5 protein-coding genes are annotated in these 3,209 nt (G+C 34.2%); 2 read left to right on the top strand and 3 right to left on the bottom strand.

What is annotated here, in order from left to right; all coding sequences use genetic code 11:
- Window positions 1-190: 190 nt before the first annotated feature.
- The 3 genes from V7164_RS15730 to yneA form a co-directional block, all read right to left on the bottom strand.
- Entirely contained in the window at window positions 191-424 is a 234-nt protein-coding gene (locus V7164_RS15730) for a DUF896 domain-containing protein (protein ID WP_335347875.1), read from the bottom strand.
- Between the two features lie 140 nt (window positions 425-564).
- Window positions 565-1,221: a YneB family resolvase-like protein gene (locus V7164_RS15725; protein ID WP_335354541.1), complete on the bottom strand. Its 657-nt coding sequence runs from the start codon at window positions 1,219-1,221 to the stop codon at window positions 565-567.
- A gap of 26 nt (window positions 1,222-1,247) precedes the next feature.
- Window positions 1,248-1,571 (bottom strand): cell division suppressor protein YneA, encoded by a 324-nt coding sequence (gene yneA / locus V7164_RS15720; RefSeq protein WP_335354540.1) that lies wholly within the window; start codon window positions 1,569-1,571, stop codon window positions 1,248-1,250.
- 155 nt (window positions 1,572-1,726) lie between these two features.
- On the opposite strand from yneA, the gene lexA reads away from it, so the two are divergent.
- Window positions 1,727-2,350 carry a transcriptional repressor LexA gene (gene lexA / locus V7164_RS15715; protein ID WP_335354544.1) on the top strand — a complete coding sequence of 208 codons (624 nt, stop codon included), beginning with the start codon at window positions 1,727-1,729 and terminating at the stop codon, window positions 2,348-2,350.
- 229 nt (window positions 2,351-2,579) lie between these two features.
- Window positions 2,580-2,870: a DUF4257 domain-containing protein gene (locus tag V7164_RS15710; RefSeq protein WP_335354539.1), complete on the top strand. Its 291-nt coding sequence runs from the start codon at window positions 2,580-2,582 to the stop codon at window positions 2,868-2,870.
- Window positions 2,871-3,209 lie beyond the last annotated feature (339 nt).

The following is a 3,209-nucleotide window of genomic DNA, read 5'->3' as shown; positions in this document are numbered from 1 at the left end:
ATCAAACATGTGATACATCCCTTCTGCTAATTATTATTACTCTTCTAATATTAAAGTTAGCGCCCTTCTAATACAACAAAATGTATAAATAATGCTTAAAATTCTATTATTTATTATTTTGCCTTAAAAACTTATGTATATGTAAGGAAGGAAACATTTGCTGTATCCTTCAATTCATGTTTCTTACTCATCAATGTAACAGATCTTTGTTTTGTACCTTTTTAAGCTTTTCAGGGGTTACATCATTTCCTTTAGGGTCAACAATGGTAACACCTTTAAGCGTAGTCAGCATAGATGAGCGAAAGGTCTGTAAATATTCTTTGCGCAGGGCAGACTGTTCCTTCGCCTCGGTTTCATTTAATCCTACTTCCTTTGCCTTCTTTGCAAGAGCATTAATTCGATTTAGTTTATCTTTTGGCAGCATAGTTTAGCTCCTTTATTTTTTCATTGAATCCCATTGCAATGTTACTAAAAAAGAGCCATTTTGACAAGAAAGGCATATTAAGAAAAAACCCTACCCAATTTGATAGAGTTTCAGCAATATATATTTAAGAATTATTCGCATTACTTTTCTATCACTGCTTTTGTATCGATATACTCCTGGTATCTTCGATGTACTGTTGCTTTAGATATTTGATATCCAAGCCCTGTAAGTGTTGCTGCAATTTCTGAGAATGTTAAATCATTTTTCCTGAGTCTTACGATCTCTTCAATGGGTACCTCAATACGATCCCTGCCTGAATGCATGCCGAGATTTGTAAGGTTTTTCTCAGGTCTGAATCCTTTTTGGACAGCACGCCTCATTCCCCGCTTAATTTTTATATTATGTATTCTCCTTTGGTATTCCTCCACCAAACTTACGATATTTAATACCATTGAGTCCGATTCAGATAGCTGAAGCTCCCCGTTGTGGGTAACACTATATAATAAAACACCTTCTTTTAATATACAGTGTAGGATAGCCATTTTTGCATTGCCTCTGCCAAGTCTAGTCTCGTCCTGAATAAGAACATATTTTATTTCCTTATCTTTAATAAGTGATAGGAGATTAATAATTCCATTGCGATCTAAATCATAGCCGCTAGCCTGTTCGCGAATGACTTGAACAATTTCGAAGCCATTTTTAATTGCTAGCTCTGTTAATTCTTCCTCTTGTCTAGCCAATGATGTTTCCTGTGATTCTTTCGTTGTACTTACTCTACAATAAATAATTGCTTTCATGTGTAATGCCCTTCCACAAAATATTTTTATTGGGAACTTGCTAACTCGGTATGAACTTCTGATGAATAATCCTTTAATACAGGAATGACGAGTTCATCTCCCGGAAAGATTCTTTCCCCTGAAATTCCGTTATTCCGCTCGACCCAGCTAATAAATTCTATTGCTGTTAATTCATGATCCATTGAAAATTCTTCAGCTATTTGCCATAATGTATCGCCATCATTGACAGTAATTTTTATATATTTAATATTTTCGGATTCTCCAAGCTGATTTATTAAGATGAACGCGGTAAAAAAGCTTAAAACGAATAGAATAATAGCATACGAATATTGATTCCACAATTTTTTCATACTTACACACCTCATTAAGAATATATGTTCGCTTATTGGTTTTTATTATAAACCGAACATTTGTTTTGTGTCAACAATTATTCGAACTTATGTTTGTACTATATTGTAAGTGGTGCTATAATTAGGGAAAGAAAATCATAAGAGGTGTGATTATGATGGCGAAATTATCAAAAAGGCAGCAGGATATATTAAATTTTATTAAAGAGGAAGTGAGACAAAAAGGTTATCCACCATCTGTTAGAGAAATTGGCGAAGCAGTGGGTTTAGCCTCTAGCTCTACTGTCCATGGCCACCTTGCTAGATTAGAAAGCAAAGGCTTAATTCGGAGAGATCCAACGAAACCGCGTGCTATTGAAATATTAGACTTAGAAGGAACTGTACAAGCTCCTGACTATAAGATCGTGAATGTTCCAATTGTAGGAAAAGTAACAGCTGGTCAGCCGATTACAGCTATTGAAAATGTTGAGGAATATTTTCCGCTGCCCGAAAGACTGGCACCTGATGCTGATCAGGTTTTTATGCTCGAAATTATGGGTGAAAGTATGATAGAGGCAGGAATTCTTGACGGGGATTATGTCATTGTAAGGCAGCAGCAAACTGCCAATAATGGCGATATTATTGTTGCGATGACTGAGGATGACGAAGCAACTGTTAAGAGATTCTTTAAGGAAAAAGATTATATTAGACTTCAACCAGAAAACTCTACAATGGAGCCAATTATTCTCCGTAATGTATCCATTTTAGGCAAAGTCATTGGTGTATATCGGCATATTCATTAGCATGAATGAAAGCGGGCATCTTTTTGCCGGCTTTTTCTTTTATATGAATACATAATCATGTTAATTTCTTATAATTATCTAAAAATCTATGATTTCTTGACTACAGACTTTTCTGAAAAATGAATATTTATACACATTCTATTTTTTGGAAAATTTTATAAACTAATATTACATCCAGAATCAACCTAAGGTCGCTAAAAAAATCTCGACTTTAGGAGGTGAAGTCCAAATGTATTTGAACATTTTCTTCGCTTTTTTGATTGGTGGACTTGTCGGTGCTGCAGGACATATTCGAAAAGAAGGAAGAATTATCAAGCCTAGAAAAACGAAAAAATTCATTTACTTGGGTTTTTTAGAAGAAGTAATTTTAGGTGGACTTGCTGCTGCTTGTTTAATCACTTTTTCCGAGCCTGATTCAGCATTTAAAGTTGTTTCTTTATCGATTATTGCCGGTTTAGGCGGAGACGCTCTGCTTAGAGGTCTTGAATTCTTAAAAATAAGGGAAAAAGACCAAAATTAAATGTATTTATTTAATCCCTGCTATTTAGCAGGGATTTTTTTGTTTTTTCGTCACTTTTGAATTCGTTCAAAGGAGTTTCCATAATCAGTAAAATCTTCTTTTATTGGAGGCGATTTTATGAAAATTAGAGACATAATCTATTATAAATCTTCCAAGAGAGCCGTATATGTGAATAATCTCTAAAATGAAGTTCATTTCCCATTAGCAATTTCTTCATTCGTTAAATATGCCTGCTGTAAATCCCATTCATCTATATTTACTCTCTTCACTAAAAGTATAATAACTCCAATTCTGTTTAAAGAACAATATGCCAAAATTCGCTAACATGAGTATAAAATC

The sequence above is a fragment of the Bacillus sp. JJ1474 genome, assembly GCF_036965225.1.
Taxonomy (GTDB): domain Bacteria; phylum Bacillota; class Bacilli; order Bacillales; family Cytobacillaceae; genus Cytobacillus.
Note: the sequence above shows the minus strand (reverse complement) of the source record. Positions and strands in the feature narration are given on the sequence as shown.